This window comes from Planococcus sp. VCh962 (genome assembly GCF_057748275.1).
Genome location: NZ_JBYLHS010000010.1, coordinates 1 through 21,267 on the forward strand (window position 1 = coordinate 1; position 21,267 = coordinate 21,267).

At 42.2% G+C, this 21,267-nt stretch carries 19 protein-coding genes; 7 read left to right on the forward strand and 12 right to left on the reverse strand.

Going from position 1 to position 21,267, the window contains the following annotated elements:
• The 6 genes from AC3AQ9_RS18185 to AC3AQ9_RS18210 all read left to right on the forward strand — a co-directional run.
• Positions 1-810, forward strand: an 810-nt coding sequence (locus AC3AQ9_RS18185) for an MFS transporter (protein WP_488308904.1), incomplete at its 5' end; no start/stop codon positions are given.
• Between the two features lie 447 nt (positions 811-1,257).
• Positions 1,258-2,214, forward strand: a complete 957-nt coding sequence (locus tag AC3AQ9_RS18190) for a sugar kinase (protein WP_488308905.1) — start codon at positions 1,258-1,260, stop codon at positions 2,212-2,214.
• A gap of 19 nt (positions 2,215-2,233) precedes the next feature.
• Positions 2,234-2,854 (forward strand): bifunctional 2-keto-4-hydroxyglutarate aldolase/2-keto-3-deoxy-6-phosphogluconate aldolase, encoded by a 621-nt coding sequence (locus AC3AQ9_RS18195; protein ID WP_488308906.1) that lies wholly within the window; start codon positions 2,234-2,236, stop codon positions 2,852-2,854.
• A 12-nt stretch (positions 2,855-2,866) separates the two neighbouring features.
• On the forward strand, positions 2,867-3,943 hold the full coding sequence (uxuA, locus tag AC3AQ9_RS18200; RefSeq protein WP_488308907.1) for a mannonate dehydratase: 1,077 nt from the start codon (positions 2,867-2,869) through the stop codon (positions 3,941-3,943).
• Positions 3,940-4,776, forward strand: coding sequence for an SDR family oxidoreductase (locus AC3AQ9_RS18205; protein ID WP_488308908.1), 837 nt, complete (start codon positions 3,940-3,942; stop codon positions 4,774-4,776). Before uxuA ends, AC3AQ9_RS18205 begins: the two co-directional genes overlap by 4 nt.
• 7 nt (positions 4,777-4,783) lie before the next feature.
• Positions 4,784-5,788, forward strand: a complete 1,005-nt coding sequence (locus AC3AQ9_RS18210) for a LacI family DNA-binding transcriptional regulator (RefSeq protein ID WP_488308909.1) — start codon at positions 4,784-4,786, stop codon at positions 5,786-5,788.
• A gap of 101 nt (positions 5,789-5,889) precedes the next feature.
• On the opposite strand, the gene xerS is transcribed toward AC3AQ9_RS18210, so the two are convergent.
• From xerS to AC3AQ9_RS18245, 7 genes are all read right to left on the reverse strand, one after another.
• A complete protein-coding gene (xerS, locus tag AC3AQ9_RS18215; RefSeq protein ID WP_488308910.1) occupies positions 5,890-7,011 on the reverse strand; it encodes a tyrosine recombinase XerS in 1,122 nt (373 codons plus the stop codon).
• A 162-nt stretch (positions 7,012-7,173) separates the two neighbouring features.
• Complete coding sequence (locus AC3AQ9_RS18220; RefSeq protein WP_488308911.1) at positions 7,174-7,326, reverse strand: hypothetical protein; 153 nt, start codon at positions 7,324-7,326, stop codon at positions 7,174-7,176.
• Between the two features lie 105 nt (positions 7,327-7,431).
• Complete coding sequence (locus AC3AQ9_RS18225) at positions 7,432-8,175, reverse strand: Fic family protein (RefSeq protein WP_488308912.1); 744 nt, start codon at positions 8,173-8,175, stop codon at positions 7,432-7,434.
• A gap of 944 nt (positions 8,176-9,119) precedes the next feature.
• Positions 9,120-9,464 carry an RHS repeat domain-containing protein gene (locus tag AC3AQ9_RS18230; RefSeq protein ID WP_488308913.1) on the reverse strand — a complete coding sequence of 115 codons (345 nt, stop codon included), beginning with the start codon at positions 9,462-9,464 and terminating at the stop codon, positions 9,120-9,122.
• Positions 9,464-9,709: a hypothetical protein gene (locus tag AC3AQ9_RS18235; protein WP_488308914.1), complete on the reverse strand. Its 246-nt coding sequence runs from the start codon at positions 9,707-9,709 to the stop codon at positions 9,464-9,466. Before AC3AQ9_RS18235 ends, AC3AQ9_RS18230 begins: the two co-directional genes overlap by 1 nt.
• Positions 9,710-10,263: 554 nt before the next feature.
• The gene (locus AC3AQ9_RS18240; RefSeq protein WP_488308915.1) at positions 10,264-10,689 is read right to left on the reverse strand and encodes a YxiG family protein; all 426 of its coding nucleotides are present in this window, start codon (positions 10,687-10,689) and stop codon (positions 10,264-10,266) included.
• A complete protein-coding gene (locus tag AC3AQ9_RS18245; RefSeq protein WP_488308916.1) occupies positions 10,686-15,548 on the reverse strand; it encodes a DNRLRE domain-containing protein in 4,863 nt (1,620 codons plus the stop codon). The genes AC3AQ9_RS18240 and AC3AQ9_RS18245 overlap by 4 nt, the downstream gene beginning before the upstream one ends.
• Before the next feature lie 279 nt (positions 15,549-15,827).
• Here AC3AQ9_RS18245 and AC3AQ9_RS18250 point away from each other — a divergent pair, with 279 nt between their 5' ends.
• A complete protein-coding gene (locus AC3AQ9_RS18250; protein WP_488308990.1) occupies positions 15,828-16,025 on the forward strand; it encodes a tyrosine-type recombinase/integrase in 198 nt (65 codons plus the stop codon).
• A 224-nt stretch (positions 16,026-16,249) separates the two neighbouring features.
• On the opposite strand, the gene AC3AQ9_RS18255 is transcribed toward AC3AQ9_RS18250, so the two are convergent.
• The 5 genes from AC3AQ9_RS18255 to AC3AQ9_RS18275 all read right to left on the reverse strand — a co-directional run bounded on the left by AC3AQ9_RS18255 (position 16,250) and on the right by AC3AQ9_RS18275 (position 21,258).
• Positions 16,250-16,936, reverse strand: coding sequence for an EAL domain-containing protein (locus AC3AQ9_RS18255; RefSeq protein WP_488308917.1), 687 nt, complete (start codon positions 16,934-16,936; stop codon positions 16,250-16,252).
• Between the two features lie 25 nt (positions 16,937-16,961).
• Positions 16,962-17,705 (reverse strand): hypothetical protein, encoded by a 744-nt coding sequence (locus AC3AQ9_RS18260; protein ID WP_488308918.1) that lies wholly within the window; start codon positions 17,703-17,705, stop codon positions 16,962-16,964.
• Between the two features lie 400 nt (positions 17,706-18,105).
• Positions 18,106-18,639 (reverse strand): chromate transporter, encoded by a 534-nt coding sequence (locus tag AC3AQ9_RS18265; RefSeq protein WP_488308919.1) that lies wholly within the window; start codon positions 18,637-18,639, stop codon positions 18,106-18,108.
• A gap of 27 nt (positions 18,640-18,666) precedes the next feature.
• Positions 18,667-19,269 (reverse strand): chromate transporter, encoded by a 603-nt coding sequence (locus AC3AQ9_RS18270; protein WP_488308920.1) that lies wholly within the window; start codon positions 19,267-19,269, stop codon positions 18,667-18,669.
• 102 nt (positions 19,270-19,371) lie between these two features.
• A complete protein-coding gene (locus AC3AQ9_RS18275; protein WP_488308921.1) occupies positions 19,372-21,258 on the reverse strand; it encodes a TRAP transporter permease in 1,887 nt (628 codons plus the stop codon).
• Between the last annotated feature and the right edge of the window lie 9 nt (positions 21,259-21,267).

Consider the following 21,267-nt stretch of genomic DNA (forward strand, 5'->3'; position numbering starts at 1 on the left):
GGGAATCGCCCGTTGCAGATGCTGATCATTGCAGCTTCCAGCGACAAATTGACGTTAAGCGTCCTGCGCCATGCCGTTGTTATGGTCATGTTATTCGGAATCTTGTTGGGGGATTACACATTAAGCGGAACGATTTCCATGATCATCATTGTCCCGACGCTGTTGATCACTTTTGTGGGCGTCTGGTATGCCCGGAGAACGGATTTGAAAAAAGCTTTTGTCGTATCCACTTGGATCGGCCTCATCGCGTTCGGTGTGCTGGCGGCTTTCCTCTTCACCATCGATCCGACAACGATTTCATTGAGCAATATGGGCCTTGCCACGATCGGCTTCATTGTCTTGTACGCATTGGGCATGGGCTTTGGTAACCTGCCCAATGCACTCGTCAATCCGATGATTGCCGATGTTTCCGATTATGAGACGTTCAAATCCGGCCGTTACGTGCCGGGGATGATCGGAACGCTGTTCTCGTTCGTCGATAAATTGATTTCGTCGCTGGCTCCGGCACTTGTCGGTTTTGCAGTGGCGTTGATCGGCTATAAAGACACTTTCCCGGAACTGGGGGATGCGTTAACGACTTCCTTATACGGAATGACCATCTTCCTGGCATTCGGGATTCCGGTGCTTGGCTGGATCGCTTCGTTGATCGCCATGAAGTTTTATCATTTGGACAGCAAGAAAATGGCTGAAATCCAGACTTCAATTGCTGAAGTTAAAGAAAAAGCCAAAAAAGAAAGAATGGTTGTGTCTTCTGCAGAACCGGCAGATGAAAGAGAAGATATGCTAAACTCTATTCCGAATCCGAAGTAAAAAATATCCCGCTCTTTTCTAGACTGGGAACAGAATTTTTTTGAAAGTTAAATGAAAAGTATTCATGAAAACTGATGTAGATTATTTCTTAACACAGGCGCGTCTCAGGCAATTCGGAGCTATATGAGGCGCACGATGCCGAAATCGGTTTGAAAGATTTTATTCTTTAGTTCAACATCTCTATTTGTTTTACTAGTGTAAAAATTGCTCATTACAGTCCTGAACTCTCCCTGAATTTCCAATACTTTGAGAAAAGTTTTGGGATTCGGGGGTTTCTATGGATTTTCACAGAAAAGTTGCCTAGTAGGATTATTTAAAGAGCATAAAAAGTGGAAACCATCCAACGTTCAGAACCTTCTCGAAACTGGGTTTGAAGAAACTTTTGTTTCCACTTTTACTAAATCGATTTATCACCAAAAGAATAATGGTATGAGAGAGGTAATGATTATGGCAGAAAATTTTAAAGTTTTCACATTGGGGGATGCACTGATTACGTTTAATCCTTCAGAAACGGGACCACTTCGATATGTCCCGTCATTTACCCGTAAAGTAGGCGGAGCAGAGTTAAACTTTGCCATTGGCTGTGTTCGTCTGGGCCTGGATACAAAATGGGCAAGCAGACTGGGTGGAGATGAATTCGGTCGAGTCATTTATAACTTTGCCCGAGGCGAAGGAATTGATATGTCGGAAGTAAATTTAGTCGATAATTATCCAACTTCATTAAATTTTAAAGAAATCCGTGAAGACGGATCAGGCAAAACGTTTTACTATCGCTATCAGTCGCCAATTTTAACAATGGAACCTGAAGACATCACAGAGAAGATGTTTGAAGGCGTAGATATGATTCATTTGACAGGAGTTTTTCTGGCAATCGATCCGAAAAACCTGGCGATTATTCAACAGGTGCTAAAGATTGCTGCTCAAAAGGAGGTCCCGGTTTCATTTGATCCAAATATCCGCTTGAAACTATGGACTTTGGAACAGGCGAAAGCTGCCTACACGAAAATTTTGCCGCATGTCAATATTCTGCTAACAGGTTTGGATGAAATTGAAATGATTAATGGAGATGCTTCCGACACGGCTCTGGAAAAGTTTGCTGAACGGTTTGCAATCGACCAGCTTGTCATAAAAGACGGTGGCAATGGCTCAAGGCTGTATCAAAAAGGAAACTGGTATTCAAAAGCTGCTTTCCAAGTAAAAGTGGTGGATACAGTAGGAGCCGGAGATGGTTTTGATGCTGGTTATATTTATTCCGTTCTTCACGGCTATACTCCTGAAGAAGCTCTGGAATTCGCTAACGGAGTAGGAGCACTTGTGACCACGGTTTCCGGAGACAATGAAGGACTTCCTTATCTTCAAGAGGTCCTATCATTAGTTCGTAAAGAAAAGCTTATTGAACGCTGATGAAGGAGGAAGAAGTACTATGCTGAAACATGAAATTATATTGGGTATAACAGATACAAAAGTGGTGACGGTCATCCGTGGAAGCAGTGCGGAAGAAGCAATCGAATTATCGAAAGCGGCAATAGAAGGCGGCATCCGTGCCATTGAATTGACTTATACCACGCCTCAAGTGCAGAAAGTATTTGAAGCCCTGGCTGGCGAAGACGTCTTGCTAGGCGCAGGGACGGTGCTTGATTCGGAAACAGCGCGCCATGCAATCTTAGCAGGAGCGAAGTTTGTGGTGAGCCCACACTTCAACGAAAAAATCGCTGTTGTCTGCAACCGCTACGGAATTCCGTATTTACCGGGCTGTATGACAATTCGTGAAATGGTCAAAGCACTGGAAGCAGGCTGTGACATCATCAAATTATTCCCTGCAAATAACTTCACACCTTCGTTCATCAAATCTGTTAATGGGCCGCTACCGCATGTGCGCATTATGCCGACAGGCGGCATCAATCTGGACAATATTCAGGAATGGCTGAAAGCCGGTGCAGTTGCAGTCGGAATCGGCAGTGATCTGAATAAAGCTTACGCAACAGGCGGCTTTACTTCAGCTGTTGAATTAACCCAAAAATACATGCAGAAAAGCATGCAGTAAAGGAGCCTTTTTATGAACATGACATTTCGCTGGTATGGCCAAGGAAACGACACGGTCACACTTGAGCATATAAAACAAATTCCAGGTGTCCAAGGCATTGTCTGGGCACTTCACGATAAACCGGCTGGAGAAGTTTGGACAAAAGAAGAAATCGGAGCGGAAGTCGCTTATATCGAATCGCACGGTTTCCATGCTGATGTAGTGGAAAGTGTTAATGTCCATGAATCCATCAAACTTGGCAACGCAGACTGCGCCCGCTATATCGAAAATTATAAAGAATCGATTCGGAATTTGGCAGAATTCGGCATCAAAGTGATCTGCTATAATTTTATGCCGATTTTCGACTGGACGCGCACAGAAATGTTCCATCCACTGGAAGACGGTTCAACGGCTTTATTCTTTGAAAATGCAAAAGTGCAAAACGCCGACCCGAAAGAATTGATCCGTACAGTCAGCGAAGCATCCGATTTAACGCTTCCAGGCTGGGAACCAGAAAAACTGGACCGCATCACTGAATTATTCGATGCTTATAAAGAGATCGATGAAGCAAAGTTATGGAATAACTTAGAAATTTTCTTGAAAGAGATTTTACCGGTTGCTGAACAAGCGGGTATAAAAATGGCTATCCATCCAGACGATCCGCCATTCTCGATTTTCGGATTGCCGCGCATTATCACAAGTGAAAAAAGCTATGAAAAATTAATCGGAATTTCGGATTCACCATCCAATGCTTTTACACTGTGCACAGGTTCCATGGGAGCGAGCACCAAAAATAATATGGTCGAAATTGCAAAGAAATACGCAAACCGCTCATCATTTTCCCATATTCGCAACGTGAAAATTTACGACAACGGCGATTTCACGGAAACATCACATTATACACAGGACGGATCAATTGATGTCAAAGGGGTCGTCAAAGAATTGCATGAGCAAAATTATAATGGCTATGTACGTCCTGATCACGGGCGACACATCTGGGGCGAAGTATGCCGTCCCGGATACGGTCTATATGACCGGGCTCTGGGGATTATGTACTTGCTTGGACTATGGGACGCTTATGAAACTAAAAGAACGGAAGGTGCAAAATGATTCCAATTCATGAAAACTTAATGGGCCGAGTTGCGGTAATCACAGGAGGCAGCGGCGTTTTATGCTCAGAAATGGCACGCGAGCTGGCACGCCAAGGCATGAAAGTGGTGATTTTAAATCGAACAGCTGAAAAAGGCGAAAGTGTAGTACAAGAGATTACGGATGCAGGTGGGCAGGGAATAGCGCTTGCAGCTGATGTGTTGAATCGTGATTCACTGGAAAAAGTGAAAACAAAGGTACTTGAAAAGTATGGTCAAATCGATTTATTGATAAACGGTGCCGGTGGCAACCATCCGGATGCCATCACTGGTCCCGAACTCCATGAAGACGGTGCTACAGGACCATCCTTCTTCGAGTTGGAAGAAAGCGGATTTTCATCCGTATTTTCCGTTAACTTCATGGGCACATTCCTGGCTTGCCAAGTATTCGGCAAAGAGCTATTGAAAAGCGAAGCACCAGCCATCATCAACTTGTCTTCGATGAGTTCCTATGCGCCTTTGACGAAAGTGGTTGCTTATAGCGCAGCCAAAGCATCCATCAATAACTTTACACAATGGATGGCTGTCCATTTCGCAGAAACAGGCATGCGCGTTAATGCCATCGCTCCAGGATTTTTCTTGACGACACAAAACCGGGATTTATTGCTTGATCAAGAGGGCAATCCGACAGCGCGCAGCCAGAAAATATTAAAAGCGACTCCAATGAAGAAATTCGGTGAGCCCGATAAGCTTTTGGGTGCACTCCTGTTCCTGGCAGATGAATCGTATTCATCATTTGTTACGGGTACGACGCTTGCCGTTGATGGAGGCTTTATGGCTTACTCAGGAGTCTGATTAAAGGATGAAAAGTGTAACGATGGCCGATGTGGCTGAACATGCAAAGATCTCCAAAAGTACGGTTTCGCAGTATTTAAACAAACGTTATGAATATATGAGTGAAAGTACAAGAAAAAGAATTGAAGCGGCTATTGAAGAATTGAATTATCATCCCAATAGTGTAGCAAGAAGTCTTAAACAAAAGACGACTTATACAGTGGGAATCATTGTCGCGAATATTCTCCACTCTTTTTCAACACATATTATTCGGACCTTGGAAACCAGATTTAATGAGCATAACTTTCACACTATTATTTGCAATGCGGAAGATGAACCGGAGAAAGAACGGAATTATATTGAAATGCTGTTGGCAAAACAAGTTGATGGCCTCATTATTTTTCCGACCGGCGGAAATCTCGACCTGTATGAACAAATGAAAAAAAGGGATTTTCCACTTGTTTTCATGGATCGGAAAATTGATGGGTATGACATTGATACAGTCCTACTCGATAATCACCGAGCTGCGGAACTGGCTGTCGATAAGTTCGTAGAATATAATTATTCAAGGATTTCTATCATTACCACATCAGTCATAAGAAGTATAAGCCCGCGTGTGGAACGCATTGAGGGATATAAGCAAGCGCTTGAAAAACACCTTTTGCCGATTCGGCAGGATTATATTAAAACAGCTGATGCAGAACATCTTCAAGATGTTTTACAAGAGTTGTTTATGAATGATTGCCCGCCTGAAGCCATATTAGCGGGAAATGATATTGTGTTGATTGAAGTTCTGAAATATATGAAAGAAAATCAGCTGTCGATTCCGGAAGACGTAGCGGTTATCGGTATCGACGAAGTACCCTTTGCCGGTTTTTTTACACCGCCAATCACGGTGGTTTCACAGCCGAAAATCGACATGGCGAATCAAGCTGCAGGATTACTGCTCGAGAAAATCAGCGGAGAAAATAAAACAGCAAAAACAACTGTATTTCGCATGGAACCTAGTTTAATAGACAGAAGTTCATGCTGAATTGCTTAGGATTATGAAGAGTACGAAATATACCTTTTTAACAAAAATTAGTTTATTATGTAGGATTTGATGAAAAGCAGAAGGGGAACGACCCCTTCTGCTTATTTACTTTTTTCTTTTTCTTCATTATTGTCCATTCTCCGCAAGATCATCCGCTGCTCTTCTTGGCTAAGATTGGTATAAAGGGAAGTAGTCTCGATAGTGTTATGGCCCAACTGATCCCGCAAGGCGACGAGGGAACCGCCTTCGTCCAGAAACCCTTTGGCAAAGGAGTGGCGCAATTTGTGTGGGCTCAGCCGCTTGCCGTCCATGAACGCCTCCGAATACTTCTTCACCAGCTTCTCGATGGATTCCACCGAAATCGGATTGGCCTTGCCGCGGTATTTCGTCAGAAAAACGAATTGGTTCTTCTTGTCCGGCTTGTAGAGCCGCTCCCGCTCGTCCAGGTAGTTCTTCAGGTCTTTCATGGCGGTGTCGGTGATGCTGACGGTATCGAGCTTGTTGCCTTTGCGCAGGGCATGGACGTCCCCATGGATCAGGTCGATGTCCGGAATTAGCAGGCCGGCCACTTCGTTTACGCGCATCCCGCTTCCGAGGAGCAGGGAAATGAGGGCGATATCGCGGAGGCGGTTGTATTCATGACGGGCCGCCTGCCGGGAAGTCAAGGTCAGAACATAGTCCTCCCGGATAAAGTCCAGGAAATCCGTCATTTCGGAGCTGTTGAACGTATTGGCGCTGATCCGCTTGGCGCGGCGGGCGGTCGATTCGCTTTTCTTCGGTGATTTGATCTTGGCCATGACGTTCCGGTAGAAGTAACATTCGCCTTCGTCGTCCTCGCTTTCCGTCGTCAAGTAATTGAAAAGCGACTTGAGCGACTGGATGAAGCGGGTGGTACTGTCGATCGAGCGGGTGATGAAAATGCCTTCGCGCTTCTCGATCTTTTCCTCCATGAGCCTTTCAAAGAACAGTTCCATATCCTTCTTTTTCAAGGATTCCAAGACCGTGTAAGGGATATCGGCGGTCTTCTCCGCATCGGTGAAGCCTTCCTGCCGCAGCCAGTCAAAAAAGCGCTTGTAGTCATGCAGGTAGCCGCTCAGCGTGCGGACGGAATAGGATGCGCGTTTCTTCGCGCGCACATATTCCACGACATAGAAGGGCATGTCCTGCAGCGCCTGTTCGATGTGCTGTTCGGCTAGAATGGTTTTTCTCGTTGGGGCGGGCATTGGATCACGTCCTTTAAAATAGTTGGTAAGGGTTAAAAAAAATAACCGGATCAATCCGGTCGGCAGAAGGCGGAAGCCGCCGCCCGTAAATCGGATATGGCCTGGGTTACGAGTTGGTCGATCATCAGGTCATGTTGCAACTCGGGGCGGGTGTAGGCCACGCTAATTTCCGCTTCCGAGGCGGAGGTCGGTCAGGTCCGTGAAGGTGACATCGTCGTTCCAGCCCTGGATCTCCATTTCCCAGAAGGGAAGTCCGTCTGCCGTCCGGCCATGGCCGATGCCGTCGTCCAGTTCGATGTAGCGCCAATGGTTCATCCGAACACCTGCTTTCAACTCGATTCATCAAAGAAGGTCAAACTTTACGCTAAATCGAATTTTAGCGAACAATAGTTCGGTTGAAATAAAGTAGAGTAGCTGAATTTACTTAATGGCTTGCAAGTAATTGAGCAAGCTTTCTTCTACACACGCGGAGATCAACTTGATAAAGGGCGCTGTATTGTGATGGACACTTGCTAGTTCCAAGGTTTCGTAGTAATGCAACCGCTGTGAATCTTCGGCTTTCACAATAGCGGGAGGGAAGCCGTGGCTCATCAGGATCAAGTTCATCAACAGGCGGGCGGTCCGGCCATTTCCGTCCGCAAAGGGATGAATATAGACAAACTTGAAATGGAACAATGCCGCCAGTTCAACGGGATGCAGACGTTCTTTTTCCTGGTCATACCACGTGAAAAGGTCGTTCATCTCCTGCGACACTTGTAAAAAATGCGGCGGCGTGTGTTGACTGCCTGAAATCCAGACATTGATGGACCGGTAAACGCCGGCATTTTCATCATCAATGTTCTTTAAAATCAAGTAGTGAATCATTTTTAAGGTTCTCTCATCCAGTTCTCCGGTCTGGTTGACCTGATTTTCCACGAAATCAATGGCTGCTGAGTGATTGATGACTTCCAAATGTTCCTGGAGCCGCTTACCGCCAATCGTCAATCCGTCCTCAAGTACGACTTTTGTTTCGATCAACGAAAGCGTATTTCCTTCGATGGCATTGGAATTGTACGTCCATTCCACGCGGTAGACCTCTTTCAAATTCCTTACTGCAGCGGAAGGCAGCGGCCTGAATTGATCCAGCTCTTTTTTTAATGAATCTATGTAAGCAAATTCTTTCATCTACACACACCTGCTTTTCCTTATTGGTTAATGGATGCATATATCTAAACGCTTTTGTGGCACTGTATAAACTCGGTTTGAATACTAAGCCAATTTTACAGTCAGCGGGTATACATGTATACTTCGTAACTTGATTTTATCATACCTACTTTAAAAAATATATAAATTTAAGCTAAAGATGAATTTAGCGTAAATTAAAATGAATCATCTTATTTTCTTTTAGTCCCATACATTACTACACGATGTCGTCTTGCCTCTTTAGACCAGTTCAATCGCTCCGCCGTATCTAATCCATTTGCAATATTTAATCTATCAGCTATAAAATCATGTTCCTTAGAATATCTTTGTTTGAAGAATGAAGAAAGAAAGGAAAAACCTCTTCAAGTTTTTGCTTGTAGAAGTTTTTCCTTTCTTTAATTTTATATAATTTTTACTTAAGCAATTGTAGATAGATAACTTCGCCAATCACTACAGTAACTATACTTAGAAAAAAGATTGTGATTTTTTGAAAATTAGAAATTGATTCTTGTTGTTCATGATTTTTGCGAAGAAGAGAAATCAAGAAAAGGAGTACTACAACTCGCCATATCCCTTCGAATATATCAACCTCTTTCTCATAAATCCATAAGATATGAATTATTAATGAAACTATAATAGTACTAATCGTGTAAAGCTTAATTTTTGTGAACACACTTCTTACTTCCTTCCATAGATGTAATATCCGTATCCAAAGTTTCCACCTATAATTAAAGCATCAGTCCACCAAAAACCTACCCTAGTGACTAATCTCCCTGCTACTTTAGCGCCTAACTTCTGAGAAATTCTTCTTATGGAATTTTCAAGAGCTCTTCTGTTACTTCGATTTGACATTACGTTCCTGAAATCCTCAGTCATTGCTCTATATTTAGATTTTCTTGCATTTAGCCCTGTTTTAGCAAGTTGGCTTATTTTATCGCTTTATAGCTACCGAGCCGGAAATTACAGACTCTGCAGCATTCCACCCTATATATCCGGCCATCCAAGCTTTCAATGCACACTTTCCTGTAAACTTTATTCTTGCCCATGAAAAAGCAGCTGCTTCTCCATTTGGACCTGTATAAATTATCTAACTTATTATTGACGTAATTATAAACATTTTGAGATTCCGGTTCATTTAATTCTCCTGGGTTAGAATCTAAAGAGAGAAATACCCCTTCTGAAGGATTATAATACCTTGCAATTAAATAATATAGTTTTGTTTCACTATCATATCTATAGCCAGCATATCGATAAGGATTTTCATCTGCCATTACTCCATCTTGTGAGAGTACGTTCCCAAAGCATCATAGCTATAAGTAGCAACAGTCTCTCCTAGAGAATTAGTTAATCCCACTACACCCTTATGACTATTCAAAACATAATAGAAAACTTCACCATTTTTAGACATAGTTAATGGGAAACCGCTTTGATCATAAATATACTCCTTCACTATTTTTCCAATTTCATCAGTTTCGAATAAAATATTAATTCCATTTCCATAATGGTAATATCTCACTTCATTACTCGTTGTTTTAATGATTCGACGGCACTTTTCATCGTAAGTATAAGATGAAACGATTTGCCCTGAATTTTTTTTGTGTTAACTAACTGATTATATTCATCATATTCATATATAAACTGTTGGTCCTTTTTTCGATTACCATCTTAATCATATAAATAACTGTAACTGATCGTATTTATATAGAGCTGAATATCCTTTTGTATCCTTTTCACTTGTTATATCACCAAATTCATTTGTTAACGATATAGTAGTTCGTCCTAACGCATCTACTGTGATATTTTGGAAATTGCTTAATTCATCATAAGTGTAGGATTCTGTAGAACGCTATTCTTTTGTTAAAAGGTTCCTTAATGAAGACGGATCTCTTGTCGCGTTACGAAATTAGATTGGATATATTACCACCAAGAACTCCTTTCTATACCAACCTTAGTCAAGAAGAGCAACGGGTGCTCTTGCGTAAGATGGAGAATGAGAATTAACAAGAGGATAAAAATAAGCGATAAGAGCCACTTTTTTGTGACTACTTACCGCTTTTCATTATAGTTTAATTAATACTTAATTAAATCTGTAAAATGTTCATTATTGATTTTAATCGATTTGGCTTCAATGAATAAAAGAGAACTCCAAATTTCTAAAGCAAAATTTGCTGATGCATAATATTCTTTTACCCAACTTTTTTCTAATGAATCAATAGTTATACTGCCAACTCCATCTTTAAAATAATCTATTGAAGTTAATTCTAAATAATCTCCTTCTTCATATGAAAAATTTGAAAATCTACTTTTTCCATTGTTTCTTGTATAGTAATGTGAAGAAACATCAAAAAATGTTAGGTTATAATCGGTTTTCACTCCATTATTTTCTGAGGTCACCTCGAATATAATAGAATTATTTAAAAGATTAAATTCTACTTTTTTTATTCTTGAGGACCATAGATGGTTTAATGAGCTCTCTAATTTTTCTATAATGTTCACTTCCCTTTTATGGTATTAACTATTTTGGAAATTTGACTTGAATAGTCTGGATTCATGTCTATATGAGTTAAAGATGCATCAGAAGAAATTTTCCCGTCGAGTGTATATGAACCTTTACCATCTATACTGACTCTGAAGTAAGGTTTTGATCTACCTCCAGAACCTGAATTCATCAACCTGACTACAATCGGTTTTTTACCATTCGCAATTTCAACTTTATACCCATTCTTCAACTGGCTTACTTTTCCACCAAGTTTCTTAGACACTGCATTAGCTGCAGTCTTACTGGAAGGAAGAGTTACTTTATTTTTAGGGATTTCGCCTTTATAAGAACCACCTTTGGGAGTTCTTACTAAGCCTGCGCCGCCACCACCACCGCCACCGCCTATATGGTGTTTTTGGAGATTTCCATCTGGGTCAATAAATAGCAGTGGATTATTGCTTACGTAGTTGTACCCGTTTTGACTTTGTGAATTTCTTATATCTCCTCCCAATGGATCGGTTCCAAGAAATACACCATTTGTGGCTTCATAATAACGGGCGATTAGATAGTATAAACCTGTCTCAACATCATATTGATATCCCTTGTAAAGAAGAGGATTCTCTGCTGCCATTTTTCCACTTTGAGTAAGGATATTTCCCCAAGCATCATATGAGTAAGAAGCTACAGTCTGGCCATTAGAATCAGTAAGGGCAATAATTTCACCCATACTATTGTAAACATAAAAGTAGTTAAAACCGTCTTTGGTCATTATCATAGGTAATCCTTCTGAATCATAAACAAATTCAGTAGTAATAGCACCAGTACTGTCTGACTCGAATAATACCTGAATCCCTTTACCGTAATGATAAAAGCTAGTTTTACCATTTACCGTTTTGCTGATACGGCGTCCCTCTTCATCATAAGTATAACTAGCTAATGTCGCGCCAGCTAAATTTTTAATGCTTGTTATCTGATCAAACTTATTATAAAAATAGATAAATTTTTCATCCTTCGTTCGGTTCCCATTTATATCATAAATATAGTTTTGACCGTTAACATTTATTAATTGATTATTAGCATTATAGACGTAGGAGGTAATATTTAAAACGCCGTTCTTTATTGTTTCTTTGCTTAAACGGTTTCCAACTGCGTCATAAGTGTATGACTCGGTCAATTGGTGTTTCTGCAGGTGCTGGTTCTCCAATTGATTAAGAATATCGTATTTAAATGCCTTTTGATCGTTAGCAGATGTAACTAGAGTTAAATTTCCATTTAAATCATAGGTGATAGTTTCTTCTATTAAAATTGATGATCCTTTAATTACCTTCAAGTGCTTCAATTGCTCAGCAGCATCGTAATCTAAGAAGGTGTGAATTCCGTTAATATAGCGTCGTTCTGCTAATAAACCAGTGGACTTGTAATCCAAGCCGGTTTGAACTGATCCATTTTTATAAGTGTTCTTCAATTGATTGTTTGTATCATAAACAAATGCATGAGTAAAAAGAGATGAACTCGTACTTCCTTGGATACTTGTCACTGCATCTGTTGATGAATAGTTATACTCAATCTTCCGATTATTATTTGTAATCGTTTTTAATCGATCATTTGTATCGTACCCGAATGAAGTAGCAGCGCCTGTTTCTCCATTTTTAACAGAGATCGTATTACCGTTTTGGTCATAAACAAATTGCCATTTCAAGTAACCATTGACTCGGATAAATTCTGGCAGGTTATCTGTCGTATAGGCAGTAGTAATGGAGGTTAATCCATCGTGTTTGATTTTTTCAGTCAAATTTCCAGCTACATCATACCTGAAGGTGGTTTTCTGTCCGAGTGGCTCAATGCGTGAAGCGAATTGGTTATGTGAATTATACCCAAGTGTAACAGTATGTCCATTTCCGTTTTGAATATTTGTAAGGTTATCATTGGAATCGTAACTATAAGCTGTACTATTATCTTTCGCATCTGTTATAGACGTTAATCGATTTAGCTCATCATAATTATAAAATATTGAATCTCCTTTCGCATTGGTGAGTTTTGTAGTGTTCCCATATTTGTCATTAATTACAGAAACAGTACGATTCAAAGCGTCGGTTTTTTTTATAGGATGATTTTGAAGCGCATCGTATTCCTGATATTCAACCGTACCATCAGGATGTGTAGTAGTTTTCAAATTTCCGTATGGTTCATAATACGTATAAGTAATCTCTTCTCCTAATGGATTCACTTCGGATACAAGATCTCCATTTGCACTATATGCAAAAGTAATTATTCCGTTTGCATCCTTCACAGTTAGAGGTTGACTAAACCCATTATAAGTAAATGACGATTGGTTACCTAGACTGTCTGTAGTTGATAATATATTTCCTTTTGTATCATAAGTATTAGTCACCATATTACCTTTCGGATCTGTACTTGATAGTAAATTATATTGACTATCGAATTTGTAAGAAGTGGTATTTCCAGATGGATTCGTCACAGAAGTAATAAGGTAGTTATTATTAACCCTATAAGTAGTTTTATTACCAAGCGCATTAGCTTCACTTACTATAAAATTAGCCAAGTTGCTGTAATCATAGGTAAGAGCAGAACTATTAGCATCAATTGCAGGTTGCTGAACATTTTTCAAATATCCATTCTCATACACGTAATTAGTAATTTCGCCGTTGCCATCCACAATCGCTGAAAGAAGCCCGGCAGTGTCATAGCGGTACGTCGTCGTGGTCCCAGTGGAAGCATCCTTGAAATGCGTAGCCGTTTCCAGGCGTCCGTCCGTCTTATAGGTGTAGGCGGTCTTTTTCGTGCCCTCGAAACTCGTGGAGACGATTCGGCCATTCTGATACACAAGCGTCAACGTCCGGCCGGAAGCGTCCAGGATGCCGGTCAGTGTGCCATCGGCCAGCCGCTGATACGTCGTTCGGTTTTTGTTGCGGTCCTCTTCGTAGTCGATCCGGTAGATGCGGGAGTGCACTTCCGGATTTTTGATCAGGTCACGGAAGACCGTCCGGTTACCGTTATAATCGGTCAACACGAAGGCATCGGCGTTCGCCTTCGTCAAGGTCCGGTAAAGGCCCGGAGGGGCTGCATAGGTTCCGTTAGTGGCATTATACACAAACAGATGGATAGTGCCGTCGGTATCCTGATACAGCGCATCCCGGTTCGGAAATTCCGAGACGGTCTCGCTTCCAGTAAACGACCAGCCATAACCAAGCGGCGAATCCTCGACCGCTTTCGAATTGTAGGTGCGCGAGAAGTTCAGAGCGGAATTGCCGCGGCCGCTGACAGAGAAATCCGTCGCATCCACAACCAGATTGCCGGTTCCGACATTGACACTTCCCTGCCCTTCGGATAATTCGTGATCAAAATAGGACCAGTAGCTTTCGGTCCCCAGCCGGCTGATCGGGTAATAGGTGATCGTCAGCTTCGGCGAGTAGTTGAGCATGCCGCCGGCATTGCCGGAATAGAACTTCTTGTAGGTGGCCAGCGTCTCGTTCGACGACTTCAGCAGCAAGCCCAGGTTCTGCGACGGGGTGTCCATCCATTTCTGGACCGTTTCCGCCTTGATCGGCCACTTGAACAGCGGCGGCTCAGCGGCAGTGGCGCTTAAAGCCCCCACCGTCTGGCTCGACAGCAGCGTTGGGCTGTAGTCGCCGCCTTTGTTCGTCCACAAAGTACCGGAAGTCCGGCGGTCCCAAGTGGCGCTGTTTTCTTCCCACGCATTGTTTGCTTCAAACAGCTGAATGGAGGCCGGCGTGTCATTCCAGACAGACGACAGGCGCAGGTTCAGCTGCGCGTTCATGATCTTCGCGCCTTTTGGCAGCGTGCCCATGTCGAACTGGAGCAGGGAACGGACAACGTTGTGGGTCGTGCTGTTCGTGTACAAGCCCGCCCCGAGTTCATGGTCGGCGCCGCCCGTCGTCCCTGGCAACGCGCTGCGGATCGTCGTGTCGTTCAAGGCATAGTTCGGCTGATACACCTTCACGGTCGGGTCCAAGACGACCGGGTAGACCCGGTCCGGATCCTGCAGCCACGTCATGTCCGGTTTCAGCGTCAGCGTCAGCCGGTCGCCGGTCTGCTGGGCGTCCACTCCGATGGCATCGGTCCAGGCGCCTTCCGGCACCGGATTCGGCAGGTTGGAGACGAACCCTTCCGGGGCCGACGAATCCATCATGAACGGCTTCTCGATGGCGAACAGGCGCTCCTTTGTGGTTGCATCGAGCAGGTACAGGTAGCCGTCCGCTGTCCGTTCGAGGGTCATTCCGGTGATCCGGAAGTCGAACGAATACGAAAGCGGCTCCGTGCCGGCCGGCTGCTCTTTGAAGATGATGTCCTCTTTGATCTTGGTGTTGCCGACGGTGTAGACGAGATCCGTATGTAGATAAATCTCTTCGTAGGTGACCTGGTTCTCTTTGGTCACGGCTTCCACCGCCTTAGCGGCTTTCCCGTTGTGCTTGATGGCTTCAATTTCGACGGTCTTGCCGCGTTGCTTGAGCGAAACCAGCGGTTCGGCACTTGCGGTTTCCGCCGCAAAGGAGGCGTCAAAGTTATTTTTGGCGTTGTGGTGGCGGCCGGTTGGCTTCTCCACCAAGGTGTTGTCGATCGGCACCCATTTCTTGGTCTTTGGATCCTGCACATGAATCGGCTCCGGAGAGATCTCCATGCGGTGCGCCCCGTCTTCCTGCTGGAAAACCTGGGTGGTCGCGGTGCGTTCTTCTATGAGTTCCACTTCCGTTTGGTAGGAAGGGGTTTCAGATTGTTGAACCGGAAGTGCTTCCATTCGAGAAGTAGAGTTCGTATCCGCTTCTACAGGCTGAAGCGGTGAAACAAGGCTGATACACATCACAGTCGCGATAAGCGACAACGAAAATTTCTTCAATTTATTTCCTCCTATATGGTCTTATAGAAATAGTATAAGAGGAAATAAATAATAAAATATAGGTATTTATTATTATTTTTGTAATATTATGAAATTAAAATTTAAAACAATTAACATAAAGGATAAAAAATAAGGATTCCTCAAATTAGTGGTCCAGGAGACGCTCTACTAACCAGAAATAGAGAACCAGTTCGTCTTTACGACCAAGGACTTTGGCAAAACCCATGTCCCTCTGTTTGAAGCGTACGAGAAATTAATGAAGAAGTATCTAAAGCGTTACTGGACGGCAAGCGGCTGAGCCCGCACAAGCTGCGCCATTCCTTTGGGAAAGCCTTTCTGGACGAAGGAGGTTCGATTGTCGCCCTGCGCGATCAGCTCGGCCACAATTCCATCGAGACCACTTCCCTCTACACGAATCTCAGCCAGGAAGAGCAGCGCGTCATCCTGCGCAGGATGGATAAGAACGAAAAGGAATAAAAAGCAGAGCGGGGAAAGAAATCCGCTCTGCTTTTTAATTTCTATCCGTCAATTAGACTGAGTAGAAAATTCATTTTCCACTACTACTTTTCCTAGTGTAGTAGTTTAAGTGCGAAGGTCAATTTCTCTCAAGAGAAGTTTTTATCGACTTAAGCCTGGTGTCTGGTAATGGTGCCCATTCATCTTTATATGGCATTACCTCTAAAAAGGCTTTAACTTTCCATTCAAATTCTTATACCGATAGTCGAGTTCAAATCTTCTAGGAATTTTGGATGACTCACCAGGTATCCCTGTATCGCATCCACTCCCATTTTCTCCAGCAATGCATGTTGAGATTCCATTTCCACGCCTTCAGCGACTACTTTTAAATTCAGCTTCTTTGCTAGATTGATGATGGATTCCACTATGATGGCTTTCCGGAAGTTGGAAGATATCTGCCTTATTAAAGAAATGTCCAACTTTAACACATTGAATGGCTTAGCGCCCAGGTACTCATAAGAAGAGAAACCCTTTCCGAAATCGTCAATTGCCACAACAAATCCCTGTTCCCTGCACTTTTCAAGGAAATTTATTGCTGACTGATCAATTAAGGACGATTCCGTGATTTCTAAGCAGATGCGTTGGTGCTCAATGCCCGTTTGACTAAGACGTTCTATCCAATAGCTCAAAAATGCTTCCTCTTCTTTTTCCTTAAAAATAAACGGCGAAATGTTGAGCGAGAAACCGGATAGCTTTGGAAACTTCAGATGCAATATTTCTTGATCCTGCAACAGCTGCTCCACCAATATCTTATTTAACTCTGAAATAAGCCCGAGCTTTTCGAGAATCGGGACAAAGATATTTGGCGGAATCCATTCATTCTGAAAGTTCCATCGGGCCAACATTTCAAGATGGACCTCCTGTTCTTTCAAGATTGAGGAAAGGGTGATTTGAGCTTCAATATGCTCGATATGAAGAAGCTTTTTTCTTGATATATTTTTCCCCCTTTATCTCCGTTTTCAGCCTGGTATAAGTTACGAGCGCAATAGTCATACTTGCCATTAAGTATCCTATATAGATGTAAATGAACATACAATATATCCAGACTATTAAGTATGAAATTCCGTCTGGCGTTGAATCAATATATGGATCAGCACGAATCATCAAATAAAATAAGGTTGCCAAAATCACGCTAAAACCCATAAGTCTCTTTATAACGAATTTATTTACCGAGGTCTTTAAATTTAACATCCTATATACATAATTCCAACCGACTTTATTAAATAATGCAACCAGCCAATTTTTTGACGTCCCTATAGCACGAATTCTATAAATATGCTGATGCCAGTATTTTTCTTCGATAGTGATTGAAAAGTTGCCAAAAAAAGGTTCGACCTTTGCAAAGGGTTCTAAGGACGCCATCTTATCTTTTGACTTAAGGAGTTGGTGATGCGAAATCGGAACAAAAGTAGTATTGAGTTCTGAAAAGCTGAAGGTGTCGAGAAACGCTTTCACCCGCTCTTCCTTTTCCTCATTATTTGCTGCATAGATATCTAATAGCTTCATGTATAACGTTTCAATTAAATCACTCTGGATTTTCGCTTGCTGCCTTGAGGAAGAGGAAAAAGAAAAAATACTTGTTAAAACAAATAAGATAAGAGGTAAGACAGCCCCGATGACTTTCAGAAGCGTTTCACTCATAAGCCCACCTCCACTTTTTCTTCATCTTACCATTTGTAAACAATTCAAAAAAATGTATTTTTAAAATAGAAAACGGATTTCTTCATTTTTTCTTGTTAGACAGGACTATCCTGACTGCTGCTAAATTTCAATAGGATAAATAATTTGGGCATCTAGAGAAGGGAAAAGCTTAATCAGCTTCTTCCCTTCCGATAATCCCTCATATGTTAACTTAATTAGGTTATAACTTATTCGTTAAATTGAGATTTTGCGAACATATGAAAAGAAAGAAAACAACCGATATATTGTCATTTTCCCTTTCTCTGCACTTCCCGGCTTTCTGTTTAGCCTTTAGCATAGTAAAGATAACAACGTCAGGACCACTTATAAGGTTAAAAATCTTACGAATGATTTTTTTATATTAAAAAACCAATGTCCCTATTCCCCCTACAACAAACAACACAATTGCGGGATGCAATTTAAATTTCATGAGAGCCACTAGACAGGCCATTCCCAGGATAATACTGATGGCACTTTCTTGAGAAAAGGAAAAAAGGTCATTGGATTTAGCGAACGAAAACGCTGCGTAAATAATCAATGCAGTGATAACCGGCCGCAGCCCCTGAAGAATCCATTGAACATAAGGCAAGTTCTTAATACCTTTAAAAAAGAGGCCAATTACTAGTACTAGGAGCACTGATGGTAAAGTGATAGCGATGGCAGCGGTCACAGCGCCGGCAATCCCCGCAGTCTGAAAGCCGATGAAAACAGCTGTATTCGTGGCAATCGGTCCTGGTGACATGCTGGCGATAGCGATGACATCTGTCAGTTGCTGAGAAGTCATCCAATTTTGGCCAAGCACTTCCAGTTTTATTAATGGAATAACGGCATAACCGCCTCCGAAAGCCACAAAACCAATCATGAAAAAAGCTAGAAACAACTCCCAGAAAATCATAGCCTCTCCTCCATTTCAAACAACTGATTATTTGGGGGTGTCTTCTGAAATTATATTTTTCGGCGATAGTTCTTTATCTTCCTTCTTTTGATTCCTGCCCTTGATAATTCCATAGACAGCACCGATGGCCAATAAAAGAATCGGATGTGCTTGCAGAAAAATAAAAGCCAGCACGGCAACTGTCATCATCGTAAAAGCCCATTTATCCGAAATCGCTGATCGTCCTGTATTGATTGCCGCATAAATAATCAATGCAACAACAGCTGGACGAATTCCTTTGAACACAGCATCTACCGCTTCGCTGTCTTGAACTAGGGCATATGTGATACTCAAAGCGATAACGATGACAAAAGTTGGAATCAACATACCGAGTATGGCGGCGATAGCACCAAGTGAACCTGCTACTCGAACACCAATAAAACCAGCCGAATTTACACCGACTGCACCGGGTATCGACTGCGCTAACGCAAATGCATCGATGAGTTCTTCATCGCCCATCCATTTTTCTTGCTCAACCACTTTCGTTTTGATGATCGACATCATTGCAAAGCCGCCACCAAACGAAATCGGGCTGATTGAAGCAAAAATCCAAAATATTCGTCCGAGGAGACGCCACCGGCTGTTTTTCACTTTGCTGCTCCTTTCTTCTAATATTATTATTATTATTTCGTCCAATAACAATGAATGAGAACATGAAAGTGGGAACACCTTTAAAGATGTTCCCGCTTACTTTTATTTAGCTGAATAAGTCACTTTAGGTATCGATTCCTTTTTTACTTTCTGGTCAATAAACAGTGTAACCGCTAAAATGATTAGTCCGGATACTATCAGAATAATGTTTGTCTGGATAAGCATAAGTGCAGCACCAAATACAATTACTCTTGAAAGCAATGCCATTTTTCTGTACATAAAGCCTTCAATGGCTATCGACAATGCAGCCACACTAATGAATGCAATCAGGATCATAGAAACAATCCCTATTGGTGTTCCATCTAAAATCAATTCTGAATTATAGACAAACATAAACGGGATGATAAACGCCACGATTCCAAGTCGACAAGCCTCAAATCCAACTTTCATCGGATTGGCTTTTGCGATGCCTGCTGCAGCATAAGCTGCAATCGCAACGGGAGGTGTAATCGCTGACAAAGTTCCATAATAAAAAATAAACAAATGAGCGGCTAGTGGTGGAACTCCCATTTGCACCATAGCCGGAGCTGCTAAGATTGCGAGTATTAAGTAGCAGGCAACTGGTGGAAGACCCATTCCTAATATAATGGATGCAAACATAGTCAGCAGAGCTAATAAGAAAAAGTTGCCATTTGATAATTCCAGTAATAAACCTGAAAAACGCAACCCAATGCCCGTCATATCAATAACACCGATGACAATTCCTGCACAAGCACAAGCAGCAATAACTACAAGTGACATTTTGATGCCGTCCTGCAAAGCTAATCTCATTTGCCCTAGACTCATACGTGTTCCTTTTCTGATCCAACTTACAAGTGGCACCGAAAGAATCGACCAAAATACCGCTTCTTCCGTTGTAATCTGCAGAATAACTAATAAATAGACTAAAAGAATAAGCGGAAGAGCCAAATGACCTTTTGTTAAAATCAATTGTTTGGTATTGATTTCTTTTACTTCTTCAACTGATGACAACCCTACTCTCGCTGCTCGCAAATCCACCATAATGAAAATTGCAACATAGAAAAGAATTGCTGGAATCAGAGCTGCTAAAGCAACTTGCGCGTAAGAAATCTGAAGGAAGTCTGCCATCAAAAAGGCGACTGCTCCCATAACAGGAGGCAGTATCATTCCACCTGTCGAGGCAACCGATTCGACAGCACCGGCATATGTCGACTTATAACCGCCCTTTTTCATAAGTGGAATCGTCAATACTCCTGTACTGACAACATTCGCCACTTGGCTACCACTTATTGAACCAAAAAGGGAACTCGCAATAACAGAAACTTTAGCAGCTCCTCCTCTGAATCTCCCAACTAAGCCCATCGCCAGATCAATAAACAATCCGCCAGCGCCGGAACGTTCTAAAAATGCGCCAAAGATAACAAACAAAACAACATAACTGGCTGACACACCTAATGGAGTTCCGAAAATCCCACTATTACTCAATCCAATTTGTGTGATGATCCGTTCAATGGTCAACCCTGAATGAGCATACATTAATGGTAAACGATCTCCCCATAGTGCGTACCCGAGAAAGAAAAGTGCAATAAGAGGCAAAGCTAAACCCAACATTCTTCTTGAAGCTTCAAGCGTCAGAACAATAATCACTGCACCTATGATTAAAGTCCACGTTGTCGGATTACTGAGCGAGGTAGCTAATTCAATATATTGTACCGTCACAAAAGTACAGGCAATTACTGCTGCTGAGGCTAATGTAATGTTAATCGCTGTAGCAATCCATCCTTCAGAAACACCCTCTCTTTTCTTTTTAATAAGCGGATAGAGAAGAAAAACAAGAGCCAATCCAACCCCTAAATGAATCGCACGTTGTTGTGTTGCTGGAAAAAGCTGTATTCCACCAGCATATAAGTGAAAGAGAGCCAGAGAAAGTGCAAGAGCGCCTACAATCCATTGAATCCACCTTTTCATATGATCCCT

What these genes read in the sequence shown, in the direction of transcription:
- AC3AQ9_RS18190 (WP_488308905.1), top strand. Translation starts at nt 1,258, where the DNA reads ATGGCAGAAAATTTTAAAGTTTTCACATTGGGGGATGCACTGATTACG.
- AC3AQ9_RS18195 (WP_488308906.1), top strand. Translation starts at nt 2,234, where the DNA reads ATGCTGAAACATGAAATTATATTGGGTATAACAGATACAAAAGTGGTG.
- uxuA (WP_488308907.1), top strand. Translation starts at nt 2,867, where the DNA reads ATGAACATGACATTTCGCTGGTATGGCCAAGGAAACGACACGGTCACA.
- AC3AQ9_RS18205 (WP_488308908.1), top strand. Translation starts at nt 3,940, where the DNA reads ATGATTCCAATTCATGAAAACTTAATGGGCCGAGTTGCGGTAATCACA.
- AC3AQ9_RS18210 (WP_488308909.1), top strand. Translation starts at nt 4,784, where the DNA reads ATGAAAAGTGTAACGATGGCCGATGTGGCTGAACATGCAAAGATCTCC.
- xerS (WP_488308910.1), bottom strand. Translation starts at nt 7,011, where the DNA reads ATGCCCGCCCCAACGAGAAAAACCATTCTAGCCGAACAGCACATCGAA.
- AC3AQ9_RS18220 (WP_488308911.1), bottom strand. Translation starts at nt 7,326, where the DNA reads ATGAACCATTGGCGCTACATCGAACTGGACGACGGCATCGGCCATGGC.
- AC3AQ9_RS18225 (WP_488308912.1), bottom strand. Translation starts at nt 8,175, where the DNA reads ATGAAAGAATTTGCTTACATAGATTCATTAAAAAAAGAGCTGGATCAA.
- AC3AQ9_RS18230 (WP_488308913.1), bottom strand. Translation starts at nt 9,464, where the DNA reads ATGGCAGATGAAAATCCTTATCGATATGCTGGCTATAGATATGATAGT.
- AC3AQ9_RS18260 (WP_488308918.1), bottom strand. Translation starts at nt 17,705, where the DNA reads ATGAGTGAAACGCTTCTGAAAGTCATCGGGGCTGTCTTACCTCTTATC.
- AC3AQ9_RS18265 (WP_488308919.1), bottom strand. Translation starts at nt 18,639, where the DNA reads ATGATTTTCTGGGAGTTGTTTCTAGCTTTTTTCATGATTGGTTTTGTG.
- AC3AQ9_RS18275 (WP_488308921.1), bottom strand. Translation starts at nt 21,258, where the DNA reads ATGAAAAGGTGGATTCAATGGATTGTAGGCGCTCTTGCACTTTCTCTG.